Genomic DNA, 16,847 nt, shown 5'->3' with positions numbered 1-16,847 from the left:
TATTAATTGGAGATATCTTTTTAAGGATCTTTATTCCAAAAGAGAAAATGTAAAAGTAACTGTCATTTCCGACACTGAGTATAATCACGACCAATGGCTTGTTGAAATTTTAGAGAAAAATCTAATAGATCAAGCAAAAATATATAAATATCCATTTAATTCGTTTGATATCAATAATCTGGAAAGTCTATCTTCAGATATAATTGTTACAAATTTCCCCATAGATGCTATTGAAGGAAAACAAATTGTACTAATTAATAATGTACCTACTATAGACGATATCTCTAATATAAACAAATTGGCTGAATATTTAAGTTATAAATCAATAAGTGTTGATTTTTAAACAATTAAATATAGTTATTAAAACATTCTTTAAATATTAAAATCCCCATTCCAGTATTAGTACATACTACTTACTTGAATGGGGATTATCGTTTTATTTTTTAATTTTCTTCAACTAGTTCCGCTTCTCTCTCTTCAGCTTCTAACTGTAATCTTTCGTCTTGTCCTTCGACTTCGATGTCGATGTCGCGGTATCGGTTCATTCCTGTTCCTGCTGGGATCAGTTTACCGATTATGACGTTTTCTTTCAGTCCGAGTAAGTCGTCGCGTTTTCCTTTGATTGCCGCATCTGTTAAGACACGAGTCGTTTCTTGGAATGACGCTGCAGATAAGAAACTTTCTGTTTCTAGTGATGCTTTTGTAATTCCTAATAGTACAGGTTTTGCTGTTGCTGGTCGTTTTCTTTCTTTGAATACGACTTTGTTTGCTTCTTGGAACGTGTGGATATCTACTAACGCTCCAGGGATAAGTGATGTTTCTCCTGCGTCGATGATACGTACTTTACGTAACATTTGACGAACCATTACTTCGACGTGTTTGTCGTCGATTTCTACCCCTTGTGAACGATATACTTTTTGTACTTCTTTTAATAGATATTCTTGCGTTTTGTTTAAACCTGCAACTTTTAATAAGTTCTTAGGCTCGATTGAACCGTCTGTTAACATTTCACCTGGAGATACTTTGTCTCCTTCTTCTACGATTACTCTCGCATTTGCTGGTGCTGTGTACGTACGTGTTTCTTCGTCACCTTTTACTTTAATTTCTTGTTGACGGTCTTTAATCATTTCGATTGAAGCGATTGTTCCTTCAATTTCTGAAATGACAGCTTCCCCTTTCGGGTTACGCGCTTCGAATAATTCTTGGATACGTGGAAGACCCATCGTAATGTCTGATCCTGCAACCCCACCTGTGTGGAATGTACGCATCGTTAACTGTGTACCTGGCTCACCGATTGATTGTGCCGCGATTGTACCAATTGCTTCACCAACTTCAACTTTTTCACCAGTCGCAAGGTTTTTACCGTAACATTTCTCACATACACCGTAACGCGTGTTACATGTGAATGCTGAACGAATGACTACTGATTCAATACCTGCATTAACAATTTCTTTTGCGATATCTGTCGTGATCAGTTCATTTGAACCGACGATGACTTCGTTCGTATTCGGGTGTCTAACCGTTTCTTTTGCATAACGTCCTTCTAGACGGTCAAATAACGGCTCGATCACTTCTCCGCCTTCACGAATTTCTGATACTCTAAGTCCTTTGTCTGTTCCACAATCTTGCTCGCGGACAATTACGTCTTGAGCAACGTCTACAAGTCTTCTCGTTAAGTAACCTGAGTCTGCAGTCTTAAGTGCTGTATCGGCTAATCCTTTACGCGCACCGTGTGTTGAGATGAAGTACTCGAGTACTGTTAACCCTTCACGGAAGCTCGACTTGATTGGTAACTCGATAATTTGACCTGACGGGTTCGCCATGAGTCCACGCATACCTGCAAGCTGAGTAAAGTTAGATGCGTTACCACGGGCACCTGAATCTGCCATCATGTAAATCGGGTTGAATTTATCTAACGAATCCATAAGTTTATCTTGGATTTCGTCTTTAATATCTGTCCATAGTTTAATAACTGTGTTGTAACGCTCTTCTTCTGTAATTAAACCACGGTCATATTGTCTTTGAACTGTTTCAACTTTTTCTTCTGTCGCTTCAATCAGTTTTTGTTTGTTCGGTAAGACGACGATGTCTGATACCCCAACTGTAATACCTGCACGCGTTGAGTATTTGAACCCTAAATCTTTCATTCGGTCTAACATGACTGACGTTTCCGTAATATGGAACTTGTTGAATACTTCAGCGATGATTTGACCTAAGAATTTCTTATCGAATGATTTTACAGGTTCTTGCTCTTTAAACTTACCAACTAGTCCCGCTTCACCAAGGTCTTCTGCTTTGATGAAGAAACGGTCTGGCGTTTTACGCTCTAAGTTTTCACGTGTTGGTTCGTTTAAGTAAGGGAATGACGGAGGCATGATCTCGTTAAAGATTACTTTACCAACTGTCGTCATTAAGATCTTACCGCGGTTTTCTTCAGCGATTTTTTCTTCAGACATTGCGCCTGTATGCACACCAATTCTCGTATGCAGTGATGCATATCCAGAGCGGTATGCCATAACGACTTCTTCAAAGTCTTTGAAGATACGTCCTTCACGTTTTGCACCTGGCTTTTCTAACGTTAAGTAGTAGTTACCAAGTACCATGTCTTGTGACGGTGTCACGACTGGCTTACCATCTTTCGGGTTTAGAATGTTTGATGCTGCAAGCATTAACATACGAGCTTCTGCTTGTGCTTCTTTTGAAAGTGGTACGTGTACCGCCATTTGGTCACCGTCAAAATCCGCGTTATATGCTGTCGTTACGAGTGGGTGTAATTTAATTGCACGCCCTTCAACGAGTACAGCTTCAAACGCTTGGATACCGAGTCTGTGAAGCGTTGGTGCACGGTTTAGTAACACCGGATGTTCACGGATAACGTATTCTAATACATCCCAAATCGACTCATCTAAACGTTCGATTTTATTTTTCGCATTTTTAATGTTCGTAGCGAGATCTCTTTTCACAAGTTCTCTCATAACGAATGGTTTAAATAGCTCTAATGCCATTTCACGTGGTAATCCACATTGGTACATTTTTAAGTTTGGACCAACGACGATTACTGAACGACCTGAATAGTCTACACGTTTACCGAGTAAGTTTTGACGGAAACGCCCCTGTTTACCTTTTAACATATGTGAAAGTGATTTTAACGGACGGTTTCCTGGTCCAGTAACTGGACGTCCACGACGACCGTTATCAATTAAAGCATCGACCGCTTCTTGTAACATACGTTTTTCGTTTTGGACGATGATCCCAGGTGCACCGAGATCTAATAAACGTTTTAAGCGGTTGTTACGGTTAATTACACGACGATATAAATCGTTTAAGTCACTCGTTGCAAAACGTCCACCGTCTAACTGCACCATTGGACGAATGTCTGGTGGAATGACTGGTAGAGCGTCTAGTACCATCCACTCAGGTTTGTTTCCTGAGTTTCTAAATGCTTCAACGACTTCTAAACGACGAATTGCACGTGTTAAACGTTGTCCTGTCGCTGTTTCCAACTCTTCTTTTAACTCGTCGAGTTCTTTATCTAAATCGATGTTTTCAAGCAATTCTTTAATTGCTTCTGCACCCATTTTAGCGTTAAATCTGTCACCGTATTCCATGTAGTACTCACGGTATTCACGTTCACTTAATAAGTCACGTTTTTCAAGCCCTGTTGGACCCGGTTCGATGACGACGTATGACGCAAAGTAAATTACTTCTTCTAATGAACGTGGTGACATATCTAACAGTAATCCCATACGTGAAGGGATTCCTTTAAAGTACCAAATGTGTGAGACAGGGGCAGCAAGTTCAATGTGCCCCATTCTCTCACGGCGTACTTTCGCACGTGTGACTTCTACACCACAGTTTTCACAAACGTGTCCTTTATGGCGAATACGTTTATATTTACCACACGCACACTCCCAGTCTTTCGTTGGACCGAAAATCTTCTCACAGAACAGTCCATCTTTTTCTGGTTTTAAAGTTCTATAGTTAATTGTTTCTGGCTTCTTAACCTCACCGCTCGACCATGAGCGAATTTTTTCAGGTGACGCCAGCCCAATTTTCATATATTGAAATCTATTTACATCTATCATTGAGCGTTCCTCCCTAAAAGTCTGCTGTAAGCTCAACTTTTATTTCGATACAACTTCGTCTTTGTCATTATCACGTTCTGATTCTCTTTGGACGTCGTCTTCAACGACTGTGTTCATGTTCACTTCGTTGTCTTCATCATCCATAATCGACACTTCAAGTCCGAGTGATTGTAACTCTTTCATAAGTACTCGGAATGATTCTGGAATACTTGGGTTCGGTAAGTTTTCACCTTTTACAATTGCTTCATACGTGTTCACACGACCGATTGTGTCGTCTGATTTCACCGTTAGAATTTCTTGTAACGTGTATGCTGCACCGTATGCTTCAAGCGCCCATACTTCCATCTCACCGAATCTTTGTCCACCAAACTGTGCTTTACCACCAAGTGGTTGCTGTGTTACGAGTGAGTATGGTCCAGTACTTCTTGCGTGAAGCTTATCATCAACCATGTGTGATAATTTCAGCATGTACATAACACCGACAGATACACGGTTTTCAAATGGTTCACCTGTACGTCCGTCATATAGTACTGTTTTACCGTCTCTTGCGAGCCCTGCTTCTTCCATCGTGCTCCAAACGTCTTCTTCGTTCGCACCGTCAAATACTGGCGTTGCCATCTTAAGTCCCATCTCACGCGCTGCCATACCTAAGTGAAGCTCTAACACCTGTCCGATGTTCATACGTGAAGGTACTCCGAGTGGGTTTAACATAATATCGATAGGTGTCCCGTCTGGTAAGAATGGCATATCTTCTTCTGGAAGAATTGTCGAGATAACCCCTTTGTTACCGTGACGTCCTGCCATTTTATCTCCGACTGAGATTTTTCTCTTTTGAACGATATATACGCGCACGAGTTGGTTCACTCCTGGTGATAATTCGTGACCGTCTTCACGGTTAAACACTTTAACGTCTAAGACGATACCGCCCGCACCGTGTGGTACACGAAGTGACGTATCTCTAACTTCACGTGCTTTTTCACCGAAGATTGCGTGTAACAAACGGTCTTCTGGAGTTTGTTCTGTCACACCTTTAGGTGTTACTTTACCAACTAAAATATCTCCGTCTTTAACTTCTGCACCGACGTACACGATACCGCGCTCGTCTAACTTTTTCATTGCAGATTCAGAAACGTTTGGAATGTCTCTTGTGATCTCTTCAGGACCAAGTTTTGTATCTCTTGATTCTGATTCATACTCTTCAATGTGAATCGACGTATAAACGTCGTCTTTTACTAAACGCTCAGACATGATAACTGCGTCTTCGTAGTTATAACCGTCCCACATCATAAATCCGACGACGACGTTTTGTCCAAGTGCCATTTCACCGTTGTCCATAGATGGACCGTCCGCTAAAATTTCACCTTTTTCGACTTCATCGCCAAGTGATACGATTGGGCGCTGAGTATAACAAGTACCTGCGTTTGAACGTTCAAATTTCACAAGTTTATATTTATCGATTTCTTCTGTTTTCGTATAGTTTCCGTCGCCATTTTTATCGACGTAACGACGCACGTGAATTTCACGCGCTTCTACGTGTTCTACAACACCTTTATAACGCGAAACAACTGCTGCACCTGAGTCTTTTGCTGTTACGTGTTCCATACCTGTACCGACGTACGGTGAGTCCGGAATGAGTAACGGCACTGCTTGACGTTGCATGTTCGCACCCATTAATGCACGGTTCGCGTCGTCGTTTTCTAAGAACGGAATACATGCTGTCGCTGCTGATACAACTTGTTTTGGTGATACGTCCATGTAGTCCATTTTATCTCTATGCATTGCTGTGTTGTTTCCACGGAAACGACAGATGACTTCTTCATTTTTAAACGTACCGTCTTCGTTTAACTCTGCGTTCGCTTGTGCGACGACAAACTGTTCTTCTTCATCTGCAGTTAAGTAGTCGATTCTGTTAGTGACCGCATTCGTTTCAGGATCTACACGACGATACGGCGTTTCGATAAATCCGAACTCGTTGACGCGTGCAAAACTTGATAACGAGTTGATTAGACCGATGTTTGGTCCCTCTGGTGTTTCAATTGGACACATACGTCCGTAGTGAGAATAGTGTACGTCACGTACTTCCATTCCTGCACGTTCTCTCGTTAAACCACCTGGTCCAAGTGCTGATAAACGTCTCTTATGCGTTAACTCAGCAAGTGGGTTCGTTTGGTCCATGAACTGAGATAATTGAGAGCTACCAAAGAACTCTTTAATCGATGCGATTACCGGACGAATGTTAATGAGTTGTTGCGGTGTCACTGTGTTTTTGTCTTGAATTGACATTCTTTCGCGAATGACACGTTCCATACGTGCAACACCAATACGGAATTGGTTTTGTAATAACTCACCGACACTACGTAAACGACGGTTACCTAAATGGTCGATGTCGTCTGTATGTCCAACGCCATTTAATAAGTTAAAGTAATAACTGATTGACGCGATAATGTCTGACGGCGTGATAGATTTCACTTCTTTGTCAGGGAACGCGTTACCGATGATGTTTGTCGTTGTATCTTCGTCACCATCGACGTTAGATTTAACTTTAATCGATTGAATTTCTACTGGCTCTTCTAAAATGCCGTTTTCGAATTCAAACGTTTTTAAGTTCACTGTCGTTTCAAGTTGTTCCATAATATTGTCGAGCGTACGACGATCAATTGTCGTACCTGCTTCAACGATTACTTCACCAGTTTCTGTATCAACAAGTGGTTCTGCAACGACTTGGTTGAATAGACGGTTTTGTAAGTGAAGTTTTTTGTTCATCTTATAACGACCAACTGCCGCTAAGTCATAACGCTTTGGATCAAAGAAACGTGTATATAGTAAGTTTCTTGCGTTTTCAACTGTTGGCGGTTCACCTGGACGTAATCTTTCATATATTTCAAGTAATGCTTGATCGACTGTTTCTGTTGTGTCTTTGTCTAATGTGTTTCTTAAATATTCGCTGTCCCCTAATAAGTCAACGATTTGTTGATCTGTAGCGAAACCTAACGCACGTAGTAATACCGTAATTGGCATTTTACGCGTACGGTCGATTTTTACGTAAACCGTATCTCTTGCGTCCATTTCATACTCTAACCATGCACCACGGTTAGGAATAACTGTCGCTGTGTAGCTCGTTCTACCATTTTTATCGAGCTTATCCGAGTAATACACAGAAGGACTACGGACTAACTGAGAAACGATAACACGTTCTGCACCGTTAATAATGAATGTACCTGTATCTGTCATGAGAGGGAAATCTCCCATAAACACTTCTTGTTCTTTTACTTCACCAGTTTCTTTAATAATGAGTCTAACTTTAACTCTTAAAGGCGCTGAATACGTAGCGTCGTGGTTTTTAGCCTCATCGACGTTGTATTTAGGCTCTCCGAGTTTATAGTCGACAAACTCAAGCGAAATGTTTCCTGTGAAATCCTCAACAGGTGAGATATCTTTAAACATTTCGATTAAGCCAGATTTCAGAAACCATTCATAAGAATTCGTTTGAATTTCAATTAAGTTCGGCAACTCCAACTTCTCTTCGATACGTGAATAGCTTCTACGTTTTGCATGTTTTCCATACTGAATCACTTGACTCATCGACAGATTCACCCCTAAAAATATTTCCCACTATTATCAACAGATAGACCTCATAAGACAAAAAAGAAAACGGAATTAAACAACTCCATTTCCTATAAACATTGACTTATTCAAAAGCTTCTACCAATACGTGCTTTCGAAAAATATACATACTTCTTGATAATAATATTCATTTAACAACTATATCACAGCTAATTTGTCAAGTCAAATTATTATCTCTTGTAAATTTGACTGATTTCACATAGCTTTGAATAACAAAAACACTCCACTAACAAAATGTTAATGGAGTATATCTACTTATCTATTCGCATAAAACTCTTCTGCTTTTTTGAGGTAAATTTCTTCTTCTGGTAGCATTTCTGATTCTTCGACAATCGCATCTACTGGACACACTGCGACACACGCACCACAGTCGATACAAATATCCGGATCGATGTAGAACTGATCTTCGCCTTCCTCGATACAATCTACAGGACACACGTCTACGCAATCACCAGACTTTTCTGCTGCACACGGTTGTAAAATTACATATGCCATAGTTCGGCCTCCTCACTGACTTCTCTTTTCTATATTTTTCATTGTACACCTATTTTCTTTAATATTAAACAATAATTCTAACTAACGTGTTTAATACTCTTTAAGATGTAGTAACCTTTACTCTTTTTTAGTTTTTCTACATTTCCATATAACGTTTCTAAATGTTTTAAATATGACGGCATACCTTGCTTTTTTTGAACAACCATATAAAACGCACCGCGATCGACTAATCGTTCATAACTATCGTTAATAATTTCAAGCACTGTATCTTTTCCTGCTCTAAACGGCGGATTCGTTACGTATAAATCAGCTTTTAACTCCATATCATCATACATTTCTCTTTTAACGATATCAAAACTTACGTTATTGTTATGCATGTTCGTATCTAGAACACTGATTGCATCTTCATTTACTTCAACCGCAACACCGTCTCCGTCGTAATGGTCGGCGAGTACGATACTCACTGGTCCGTACCCAGCACCCATATCGATGAAGTACCCAGGACCATCGTAATCTTCTAACACTGCATTTAATAATACGTCCGAACCAAAATCAACACGGTCTTTTGAAAACACACCACGATCTGTCGTAAACATATATGTTTTACCCTTTATATTATATTTAATTTCTTTAAAATCATGCGGTGTATCATCTGTCGTATAGTAATGTGACATAAACACCCTCCTTTTATGTAGAAAAAAAGACTTATAAACATAATGTTTATAAGTCTAAAATATCATATTTTAATTATTTAAGCTCTACGCTAGCTCCAACTTCTTCAAGTTGTGCTTTAAGTGCTTCTGCTTCTTCTTTAGGTAATGCTTCTTTGATAACTTTAGGAGCGTTGTCAACAAGCTCTTTTGCATCTTTAAGTCCAAGACCAGTTGCTTCACGAACTGCTTTGATAACTTTGATTTTAGATGAACCTGCATCTGTAAGTTCAACGTCGAACTCAGATTTTTCTTCAGCGCCACCTTCAGCTGCGCCACCTGCTACTGCTACTGGAGCTGCTGCTGTTACACCAAACTCTTCTTCAATAGCTTCAACTAATTCGTTTAATTCTAATACTGACATTTCTTTAATTGCTTCAATGATTTGATCTTTATTAGCCATTATTAAATCCTCCAATTTTTAACTTTTTTAATTTTAATTATGCTTCTTCAGTTTCTTCTACTGCGTCTGTACCTTCTTCTTTTTGCTCTCCAACTGCTTTAACTGCATAAGCGAAGTTGCGCATTGGCGCTTGAAGAACAGAAAGTAACATAGATACAAGTCCGTCTTTTGATGGTAAAGTTGCGATTGCTTTAACGCTTTCTACGTCTGCAATTTCACCTTCGATGATACCTGCTTTAATTTCAAGTGCTTCATGCTCTTTTGAGAAGCTGTGAAGTACTTTCGCTGGAGCAATTACGTCTTCGTTTGAGAACGCGATCGCGTTTGGACCAGTTAAGTGTTCTTCTAATCCTTCGATTCCAGCCTCTTGTAACGCACGACGTACCATCGTGTTTTTGTAAACGTGGAACTCAACACCAGCTTCTCTAAGTTGTTTACGAAGTGCTGTTGCTTCAGCAACTGAAAGACCTTGGTAATCAACTACGATTGTTGAAACTGAGTTTTTGAATTGTTCCGCGATTTCAGAAACGTGTTGTTTCTTTCTTTCGATAACATTTGTCATAGTTACACCTCCGTTTTGAAAATTATCGGTGCAATAAAAAAAGCACCTTTTACCCAGGGCAAAAAGTGCTCATATATTTATAAATAATATACAAGTCATTTTTGTTTGCCTCGGTAGGATTGTGTTTTAAGTCTTAGACTCCTACTGTCTTAGGTAAAACATCTAAATTTAATACAAGAGTAAATATACCACGTACATTTACTCTTGTCAATTTATTTTTTAAACGTCTGTTCTAACTTGTGATGGATCTAATTTAATACCAGGACCCATCGTGCTAGAAACTGCAACTGAACGGAAGTAAACGCCTTTTGCAGTTGCTGGTTTAGCTTTTACTAAAGCTTCGTGTAAAGCGTTGAAGTTTTCAACTAATTTATCAGTACCGAATGACACTTTACCGATTGTAGAGTGAACGATACCAGATTTTTCAGCACGGTATTCTACTTTACCAGCTTTGATTTCTTCAACTGCTTTTGTAACGTCCATCGTTACTGTACCAGTTTTAGGGTTTGGCATTAAACCTTTAGGTCCTAACACACGACCAAGTTTACCAACTTCTCCCATCATGTCTGGTGTTGCAACGATTACGTCAAAGTCAAACCAACCACCGTTGATTTTTTCAGCAAGTTCTGCTTCTCCTACGTAGTCAGCTCCAGCTGCTTCTGCTTCTTTCGCTTTTTCACCTTTTGCGAACACTAATACACGTTGTGATTTACCAGTTCCGTTTGGTAATACGATCGCACCACGGATTTGTTGGTCGTTTTTACGTGTATCAATACCTAGGCGGAAAGCTACGTCTACTGACGCATCAAAGTTTGTTGTGCTTGTTTCTTGTGCAAGCTTAATAGCATCTTCGATTGAGTATACTGCTTCAGAGTCTACTTTCTTTGAAGCTTCAAGATACTTTTTACTTCTCTTAGCCATTTATATTCCTCCTTGTGGTTATAGCGGGTGAACCTCCCACATGTACCAATACTTTTTCTTTTAAATAATTATTACTTTTTAACAGTGAAGCCCATGCTGCGTGCAGTACCTTCTACCATGCGCATTGCCGCTTCAACGTCTGCTGCGTTTAAGTCTTCCATTTTAAGTTCAGCGATTTCGCGAACTTGTGCTTCAGTTACTTCAGCAACTTTGTTTTTGTTAGGTTCACCAGAACCTTTTTCAACTTTAGCTGCTTTTTTAAGAAGAACTGCTGCTGGTGGAGTTTTTGTGATGAAAGTAAATGAACGGTCTTCATATACTGAAATCTCCACTGGAATTAAAAGACCTGCTTGGTCTTGAGTTTGTGCGTTAAACTCTTTTGTGAATCCCATAATGTTAATACCTGCTTGACCTAATGCTGGTCCAACTGGTGGTGCAGGAGTTGCTTTACCTGCAGGGATTTGTAATTTAACAACGTTGATAACTTTTTTAGCCACGATGTCAACCTCCTCATTCTCGTGATGTGGTCACAGGATGCTAAGATTTCATCCTCCCACTCATATCTTTTTACATAAAAAAGATGGTCGCATTTTTGCAACCATCTCATAGTAACATACTTCACTTGTCTTTTCAATTGTTTTTTAGTCGATTTTTTCGATTTGGTCGTACTCGACTTCAACTGGTGTTTCACGTCCAAATAATTCAACTAATACAGTCAGTTTAAAGTGTTGCTCGTCGATTTCTTCGATCGTACCGAATTGATTATTAAACGGACCATCGATAATTTTAACTGATTCTCCGATTTCTACGTCGAAGTCTACGATGCGCTCTGACATACCCATTTGTCTTAAGATGAAGCGTGCTTCTTCTTTTAATAATGGGTTCGGTTTAATTCCAGCACCTTGAGAACCGACAAAACCAGTTACTCCAGGTGTGTTACGTACGACGTACCAAGACTCATCTGTCATGATCATCTCAACTAAGACGTAACCTGGGAATGTCTTTTTCATTTGTGTTTTCTTTTTACCATCTTTAATCGTCGTTTCCTCTTCTTCTGGTACAACGACACGGAAAATTTGGTCTTGCATGTTCATCGACTCTAAACGTGCAAGTAAGTTTTGATGTACTTTGTTTTCATAGCCTGAGTAAGTATGAATGGCATACCATTGTTTTTCTTCGGACATAATATCCTCCCTCATTACATTGCATCAATTAAATACGTAATACCTATATCAATCGCGTAGAAAAAGAATAAGAAGAAGATAACAGTGAAAACAACGATTGACGTATAATTCACTACTTCTTTACCAGTTGGCCAACTTACTTTTTTCATTTCACTGACGACGTTTGCAAGGAAATTTCTATCGTTATTCATGCGACGCCTCCTCATCTTATATGGAACTTTTATGAATCGTATGTCGGTTGCATTGTTTACAGAACTTTTTCATCGTGAGTCTCGTGCCATCTTTCTCGGCAGCTTGTTTAACGTGATAGTTACGACTGCCACACTCGCTACATAGTAATGCAACTTTCATCTCATTACCTCATTTCAATTCTTATATACTATACCGATTAAAGTCTACGTTTGTCAATAAACGCCGTGCTGTTTCTCTTTTTTACGAAGGACACGGTACAATGTATTTTGAATCGATTTACGATTCGTTTTTAACTTTTCGCTAATTTCATCAAATGTATAATGCTCTCCTAAATATTTTAACACAGCCCGCTCGTAATCTGAAAACGTCTTTTTATCTTGGAGCATATAAGAGTACTGATCTCGGTTTATGATTTGATCGATGCGGTCGTACGTTTCTACTTTGTCACACACGTAGTTTGACAGTTCGTTGCTCGTCGTTTCTTTACTATTTAATCGATAAAAATACACACTACGTTTTTTTAGTTCTAAATATGCAGATCGTATTGCGTAATTATGAAAGTCACCAAGTCTTTTGTCGTATCTAAAGCACGCGTGGAGTAAATACTCCATAATCATCTGTTCTAAGTCTTCTCTTTCATAAGGGTCTCGCGTATGTTTATATGTCATTTTACGTACTTTTAAACGAATAGCCTCATCGATCTTGTCAAAGTAATCGAGCTTCCCATTTTTTACGTGTTCGACATATTCATTGAGTTTCGAATCTTCGTAAATAAATAACAAAAACGAACGAATGTTGTACATGAATACCTCCCGTTTTTGTATATATCATACATACGAAAGTTGTAACTCACAAGTCGCCCTAACGCTTGCCACGTCGCAGTTTTTCAAGTTCTGCTAAAATATCGTCACTAATATTTAATTTTGTCTTAGGCACTTTTTGATTTATTGCTTCAATTTCGACACTAATATTTTTTTCTGCATGTTTTAAGTCTTCCCACATTTCTCTCGATGGAATTCTGTACGCTCCGTAAGAAAATATCGCGTTTTGCTCTGGTAAATCACTCGTTACGACTGTAATCTCCGTTAAGTGAGGATGGAAGTACTTATAAACGAAACGTTCGATATATTCGTCGGCGGTTTCTTTTTCTTTTGTAAAAACGACTTGGACACCGTGATAGTCGTACACCGTCTCTTTTGATTTCACCTCGTACGCATCGAATACACAAATGACGTCGTACTTTGATACGGCTTGATATTCACTTAATATCGTAAGTAATTCTTCGCGTGCGTATTCTAAACTTAACCGACTCTCTTCGGTAAGTCGTTTATTTGCCCCGATCAAATTGTACCCGTCGACTAACATTATTTTTTGTCTTCTTTTCATGACGCTACTCTTTTAACGGGTGTTGTTTACGGTACACTTCGTACATTAAAATGCCTGCGGATACCGAAGCGTTTAAGCTCGATATTTTACCGACCATTGGAATCGTTACAGTAAAATCACATTTTTCTAACGTCTTTTTACTAATGCCGTCCCCTTCATTTCCGATAATAAGTACCGTATTAATGTCTGCCGGGTATTCTCTATAGTCCATCGGCGCATCCATCGTCGTACCGACCGTCCAAAACCCTGCGTCTTTTAGTTTGTCGATCGCTTGGTTGACGTTTGTTACGCGTACGACTGGGACGTGTTCGACCGCACCAACTGACACGCGTGCGACTGTATCTGTAATTTGTACGCTACGTCTATTCGGAATAATTACCGCGTCAAATCCTGTCGCGTCCGCTGTACGTAATATACTTCCTAAGTTATGTGGATCTTCTAAGCCGTCGAGTAAGAGAAGATTCGCTTTCTTTCCTTCGACGTTTTGAATGAGAGTGTCTAACGGCATATATTTATATGCACTGATAAATGCGATAATCCCTTGATGACGTTCATTCGTAAACGATTCTAATTTACTTTTAGGAACCGTTTGAACGACGACTTTGTTTTTCTTTGCAAGCTTTAAAATATCGTTAATTTGATGCTTCTCAATACTATCTTGGATTAAAATCTTGTTTAAATCACGATCACCTTGTAACGCCTCTTTAACTGCATGACGTCCTGCAAGAACAGATTCACTCATAAATACTCACCTCGCACTATAATTTCAAAAAGCGCATCGAGCCTATCATACTTTTCGTTTAAATATAACACTCCGACGAGGGCTTCTAACCCCGTTGCTTCTTGATACTCTTTGCTCGTTGCGCTCTTTGCTTTCGTATTGCTCTTTTTATTTTTTGCACGTCTAACAATTTCTTTTTCTTCATCCGTTAATATATCTTCGAGTGCCCGTAACGCTTTCGATTGACTCGTCGCCTTTTCAAACGTCGTGCCGAGTTGATGCGCGTCGTTTGCTCGAATACGAGGTGACGAGTCCACAATATGTTTACGGACATACATACTGTATACTGCGTCACCGACGTATGCTTTTGTTAAGTCGTGAATGTCATATAAATTATCCACGGCGGAATTTCACTCCGTCTTTTGTGTCTTCTAAAATAATGCCTTTTTCATGAAGTGTGTCACGAATTTCATCTGCACGGGCAAAATCTTTCTCTTTACGTGCCGCTTCCCGCTCTTCGATTAGCACTTCTATTTCATCGTCTAAAAGTAATTCTTCCTGTTCAAGTGTAATACCAAGAACGTTACTGTATGCATCGTATGCGTTAATATAAGCGTCAAGAACATCTTTGTTCGTTGCGTCACGGCGCATATATTTGTTTAAGCGCGTTGCAAGTTCGTGCCACGCTGTAATGGCGTTCGCTGTGTTGAAGTCGTCGTCCATCGCTTCTTCAAACGTATTTATATTTTCTTTGACGAAGTCGAGTTCTTTATCGTCTAATTCTGTGCTGATTGCGTGTCCTCTACGTTCTACTGCGGTATTATATGCGGTTAAAATTCTGTCTAAGCCAGCAGCTGCTGAGTCGACAAGTTCTCGGTTAAAGTTAATTGGTCCGCGGTAATGCACACTTAGCATAAAGAATCGTAAAATGTTTGGATCGAGTTCTTTTAAAATATCGTGTACAGTGATAAAGTTACCGAGTGATTTCGACATCTTTTCGTTGTCGATGTTGATGTAGCCGTTATGCATCCAATAATTGGCGAACGTTTCGTCTGTGCAACATTCTGATTGAGCGATTTCGTTTTCGTGATGTGGGAACGTTAAGTCTTGCCCACCCGCATGAATATCCATTGTCTTGCCTAAATGTTTTGTCGCCATTACCGAGCATTCGATATGCCAACCTGGACGCCCTTTACCCCACGGACTATCCCAGCTAATTTCATCTTCTTTTTCGTGCTTCCATAACGCAAAATCAAGTGGATCGTCTTTACTTTCACCTTGCTGGATACGTGCACCGACTTTTAAATCGTCGATAGACTGTTTAGATAACTGCCCGTAACCGTCGTATGAACGTGTTTTAAAGTATACGTCTCCATCTCGCTCATAAGCATGTCCTTTATCGATTAACGTTTCAATGAATGCGATGATGTCATCCATATGGTCCATAACTCTCGGGTGGACGTCTGCTTTTTTGACGTTTAATGCACCTGTATCTTCAAAGTATGCTTCGATAAATTTGTCCGCAATTTCTGGAACTGTTTGACCTGTTTCTTTAGACGCGTTGATGAGCTTGTCATCAACGTCAGTGAAGTTCGATACGAACGTGACATCATATCCGCGGTATTCTAAGTAGCGACGCACTGTGTCAAATACGATTGCCGGACGTGCGTTACCGATATGGATATAGTTATACACCGTCGGTCCGCAGACGTACATTTTTACTTTACCTTCTTCAATTGGAACAAACTTTTCTTTTTGACGTGTGAGTGTGTTATATATGTGAACCATCTTTAACCTCATTCCTCTCTTTTTCTTTAAATTGAGTGATTTCTTTTTCTAATTCTAAAATTTTATTTAATATCGGATCTGGTAAGTTGTTGTGGTTAAGCGTATCTGTTGGCACACGCTTACCGTGACGTCTAACGATATGTCCTGGAATTCCAACGACTGTTGAGTACGACGGCACATTTTTTAAGACGACCGAGTTCGCACCGATATTCGTGCCTTCGCCTATAGTGATATTACCAAGCACCTGCGCGCCGGTTGCGACGAGTACTTTATCTTCAATCGTCGGGTGACGCTTACCCTTTTCTTTACCGGTACCACCAAGCGTGACTCCTTGGTATAACGTAACATCGTCTCCAATCGTCGTCGTTTCACCAATGACAATTCCCATCCCATGGTCGATGAATAGCCTCCTGCCGATCGTCGCGCCAGGGTGAATCTCAATGCCTGTAAAAAATCGAATCGTTTGTGAAATGATACGCGCGATTAAAAACATCCGGTGCTTATAAAACCAATGAGCAATCAAGTGACCCCAGACAGCGTGCATACCAGAATACGTCAGAAAAACCATCGTCTGACTCGTCGCTGCTGGATCTAGCTCGAGCACCATATCAATATCTTCTTTTATTCTTTTAAACATTGTCTCTCCTTTTGTGAGTGGGGTGCGTCGTGGGTTTCCATCTAACAAAATATCGTTGCGATTCGAGGTTTTTTGAAAATAAACGCCATGATCCATAAGATGAAAAGGCGTTTTTATCCTCATAGTGTAATAGCGCTCA

The 16,847-nt window shown here is 39.8% G+C and carries 18 protein-coding genes and 1 other annotated feature; of the genes, 1 reads left to right on the top strand and 17 read right to left on the bottom strand.

Going from position 1 to position 16,847, the window contains the following annotated elements:
• On the top strand, positions 1-343 hold a 343-nt coding region (locus TJ68_RS08460; protein WP_040928233.1), incomplete at its 5' end, for a hypothetical protein.
• A gap of 100 nt (positions 344-443) precedes the next feature.
• Here TJ68_RS08460 and rpoC read toward each other — a convergent pair.
• From rpoC to cysE, 17 genes are all read right to left on the bottom strand, one after another.
• Positions 444-4,085 (bottom strand): DNA-directed RNA polymerase subunit beta', encoded by a 3,642-nt coding sequence (gene rpoC, locus TJ68_RS00860; protein ID WP_040928232.1) that lies wholly within the window; start codon positions 4,083-4,085, stop codon positions 444-446.
• A gap of 39 nt (positions 4,086-4,124) precedes the next feature.
• Positions 4,125-7,667, bottom strand: coding sequence for a DNA-directed RNA polymerase subunit beta (gene rpoB, locus TJ68_RS00855; RefSeq protein ID WP_040928231.1), 3,543 nt, complete (start codon positions 7,665-7,667; stop codon positions 4,125-4,127).
• Positions 7,668-7,964: 297 nt separating this feature from the next.
• The gene (locus TJ68_RS00850; RefSeq protein WP_040928230.1) at positions 7,965-8,204 is read right to left on the bottom strand and encodes an indolepyruvate ferredoxin oxidoreductase subunit alpha; all 240 of its coding nucleotides are present in this window, start codon (positions 8,202-8,204) and stop codon (positions 7,965-7,967) included.
• A 77-nt stretch (positions 8,205-8,281) separates the two neighbouring features.
• Positions 8,282-8,878 (bottom strand): class I SAM-dependent methyltransferase, encoded by a 597-nt coding sequence (locus TJ68_RS00845; RefSeq protein ID WP_040928229.1) that lies wholly within the window; start codon positions 8,876-8,878, stop codon positions 8,282-8,284.
• Between the two features lie 73 nt (positions 8,879-8,951).
• A complete protein-coding gene (rplL, locus tag TJ68_RS00840; protein WP_040928228.1) occupies positions 8,952-9,317 on the bottom strand; it encodes a 50S ribosomal protein L7/L12 in 366 nt (121 codons plus the stop codon).
• A gap of 37 nt (positions 9,318-9,354) precedes the next feature.
• Complete coding sequence (gene rplJ / locus TJ68_RS00835) at positions 9,355-9,879, bottom strand: 50S ribosomal protein L10 (RefSeq protein WP_040928227.1); 525 nt, start codon at positions 9,877-9,879, stop codon at positions 9,355-9,357.
• Positions 9,880-9,906: 27 nt separating this feature from the next.
• Positions 9,907-10,051 (bottom strand) — a sequence feature (ribosomal protein L10 leader region).
• Between the two features lie 47 nt (positions 10,052-10,098).
• Positions 10,099-10,800 carry a 50S ribosomal protein L1 gene (rplA, locus tag TJ68_RS00830; protein ID WP_040928226.1) on the bottom strand — a complete coding sequence of 234 codons (702 nt, stop codon included), beginning with the start codon at positions 10,798-10,800 and terminating at the stop codon, positions 10,099-10,101.
• Between the two features lie 71 nt (positions 10,801-10,871).
• Positions 10,872-11,297 (bottom strand): 50S ribosomal protein L11, encoded by a 426-nt coding sequence (gene rplK, locus TJ68_RS00825; protein ID WP_040928225.1) that lies wholly within the window; start codon positions 11,295-11,297, stop codon positions 10,872-10,874.
• Positions 11,298-11,441: 144 nt separating this feature from the next.
• Positions 11,442-11,984 carry a transcription termination/antitermination protein NusG gene (gene nusG, locus TJ68_RS00820; protein ID WP_040928224.1) on the bottom strand — a complete coding sequence of 181 codons (543 nt, stop codon included), beginning with the start codon at positions 11,982-11,984 and terminating at the stop codon, positions 11,442-11,444.
• A gap of 14 nt (positions 11,985-11,998) precedes the next feature.
• Complete coding sequence (gene secE / locus TJ68_RS00815) at positions 11,999-12,175, bottom strand: preprotein translocase subunit SecE (RefSeq protein ID WP_040928223.1); 177 nt, start codon at positions 12,173-12,175, stop codon at positions 11,999-12,001.
• Positions 12,176-12,191: 16 nt separating this feature from the next.
• Positions 12,192-12,335: a 50S ribosomal protein L33 gene (gene rpmG, locus TJ68_RS08230; RefSeq protein ID WP_081643629.1), complete on the bottom strand. Its 144-nt coding sequence runs from the start codon at positions 12,333-12,335 to the stop codon at positions 12,192-12,194.
• 53 nt (positions 12,336-12,388) lie between these two features.
• Positions 12,389-12,979 (bottom strand): sigma-70 RNA polymerase sigma factor region 4 domain-containing protein, encoded by a 591-nt coding sequence (locus TJ68_RS00810; RefSeq protein ID WP_040928222.1) that lies wholly within the window; start codon positions 12,977-12,979, stop codon positions 12,389-12,391.
• A 58-nt stretch (positions 12,980-13,037) separates the two neighbouring features.
• Entirely contained in the window at positions 13,038-13,562 is a 525-nt protein-coding gene (locus TJ68_RS00805) for an NYN domain-containing protein (RefSeq protein ID WP_040928221.1), read from the bottom strand.
• 4 nt (positions 13,563-13,566) lie between these two features.
• A complete protein-coding gene (rlmB, locus tag TJ68_RS00800) occupies positions 13,567-14,304 on the bottom strand; it encodes a 23S rRNA (guanosine(2251)-2'-O)-methyltransferase RlmB (RefSeq protein WP_040928220.1) in 738 nt (245 codons plus the stop codon).
• Positions 14,301-14,684, bottom strand: a complete 384-nt coding sequence (locus TJ68_RS00795; RefSeq protein WP_040928219.1) for a Mini-ribonuclease 3 — start codon at positions 14,682-14,684, stop codon at positions 14,301-14,303. Before TJ68_RS00795 ends, rlmB begins: the two co-directional genes overlap by 4 nt.
• Positions 14,677-16,071 (bottom strand): cysteine--tRNA ligase, encoded by a 1,395-nt coding sequence (gene cysS, locus TJ68_RS00790; protein ID WP_040928218.1) that lies wholly within the window; start codon positions 16,069-16,071, stop codon positions 14,677-14,679. The genes TJ68_RS00795 and cysS overlap by 8 nt, the downstream gene beginning before the upstream one ends.
• Complete coding sequence (gene cysE / locus TJ68_RS00785) at positions 16,055-16,708, bottom strand: serine O-acetyltransferase (RefSeq protein WP_040928217.1); 654 nt, start codon at positions 16,706-16,708, stop codon at positions 16,055-16,057. Before cysE ends, cysS begins: the two co-directional genes overlap by 17 nt.
• Between the last annotated feature and the right edge of the window lie 139 nt (positions 16,709-16,847).

The organism is Nosocomiicoccus massiliensis (assembly GCF_000438455.1).
In the GTDB taxonomy this organism is placed as follows: Bacteria; Bacillota; Bacilli; order Staphylococcales; family Salinicoccaceae; genus Nosocomiicoccus; species Nosocomiicoccus massiliensis.
Note: the sequence above shows the minus strand (reverse complement) of the source record. Positions and strands in the feature narration are given on the sequence as shown.

Bases quoted from the DNA above. Each gene is read 5' to 3' on its own strand.
- rpoC (WP_040928232.1), bottom strand. From the start codon at position 4,085: ATGATAGATGTAAATAGATTTCAATATATGAAAATTGGGCTGGCGTCA.
- rpoB (WP_040928231.1), bottom strand. From the start codon at position 7,667: ATGAGTCAAGTGATTCAGTATGGAAAACATGCAAAACGTAGAAGCTAT.
- TJ68_RS00850 (WP_040928230.1), bottom strand. From the start codon at position 8,204: ATGGCATATGTAATTTTACAACCGTGTGCAGCAGAAAAGTCTGGTGAT.
- TJ68_RS00845 (WP_040928229.1), bottom strand. From the start codon at position 8,878: ATGTCACATTACTATACGACAGATGATACACCGCATGATTTTAAAGAA.
- rplL (WP_040928228.1), bottom strand. From the start codon at position 9,317: ATGGCTAATAAAGATCAAATCATTGAAGCAATTAAAGAAATGTCAGTA.
- rplJ (WP_040928227.1), bottom strand. From the start codon at position 9,879: ATGACAAATGTTATCGAAAGAAAGAAACAACACGTTTCTGAAATCGCG.
- rplA (WP_040928226.1), bottom strand. From the start codon at position 10,800: ATGGCTAAGAGAAGTAAAAAGTATCTTGAAGCTTCAAAGAAAGTAGAC.
- nusG (WP_040928224.1), bottom strand. From the start codon at position 11,984: ATGTCCGAAGAAAAACAATGGTATGCCATTCATACTTACTCAGGCTAT.
- secE (WP_040928223.1), bottom strand. From the start codon at position 12,175: ATGAATAACGATAGAAATTTCCTTGCAAACGTCGTCAGTGAAATGAAA.
- rpmG (WP_081643629.1), bottom strand. From the start codon at position 12,335: ATGAAAGTTGCATTACTATGTAGCGAGTGTGGCAGTCGTAACTATCAC.
- TJ68_RS00810 (WP_040928222.1), bottom strand. From the start codon at position 12,979: ATGTACAACATTCGTTCGTTTTTGTTATTTATTTACGAAGATTCGAAA.
- TJ68_RS00805 (WP_040928221.1), bottom strand. From the start codon at position 13,562: ATGAAAAGAAGACAAAAAATAATGTTAGTCGACGGGTACAATTTGATC.
- rlmB (WP_040928220.1), bottom strand. From the start codon at position 14,304: ATGAGTGAATCTGTTCTTGCAGGACGTCATGCAGTTAAAGAGGCGTTA.
- cysS (WP_040928218.1), bottom strand. From the start codon at position 16,071: ATGGTTCACATATATAACACACTCACACGTCAAAAAGAAAAGTTTGTT.
- cysE (WP_040928217.1), bottom strand. From the start codon at position 16,708: ATGTTTAAAAGAATAAAAGAAGATATTGATATGGTGCTCGAGCTAGAT.